The organism is Mesorhizobium sp., from assembly GCF_024509055.1.
GTDB lineage: Bacteria > Pseudomonadota > Alphaproteobacteria > Rhizobiales > Rhizobiaceae > Mesorhizobium.
Window position 1 is genome coordinate 1 of the sequence record NZ_JANINM010000451.1, and the last position, 423, is coordinate 423.

The 423-nt window shown below is 53.9% G+C and carries 1 pseudogene; it reads right to left on the reverse strand.

Features of this window, described 5'->3' with window-relative positions:
* Nucleotides 1-142 precede the first annotated feature (142 nt).
* Nucleotides 143-423: pseudogene (locus tag Q0L57_RS25850) on the reverse strand (hypothetical protein); the annotation flags it as partial.

Genomic DNA, 423 nt, shown 5'->3' on the forward strand with positions numbered 1-423 from the left:
AATTGGTTATGTCTGTGCATGGATAGCTCCTTGAGTTATGTCTTACGATATATCTTAATTAGGCTGCGTCACTCAGGGAGTCAAGATATATCTTACGATGTATCGAAAAACAGGCAAGGAAGGCGGCGACCCGTGGGGGAGACTACCGGTCTTGCGTCGCGCTCTTGCGCGCCTTGCGGTACTCCCGCACCACAAGGTCCGTCAGTTCCTGGACGGAAGTCTCAGAGGTGGGCTTGTCGAAAACGATCGTTCCGCCCTCGATGAGATTGATCCTGTCGCACACGTCGAATATCTGGGCGTAGTTGTGCGCAATGATCATGATACCCATGTCGCCCTGCTCCTTCAGTTGCTGGATGAGGTCGAGGATGAGTGCCGATTCCTTCGCGCCCATTGCCGCCGTCGGTTCGTCGAGCAGCAGTATCT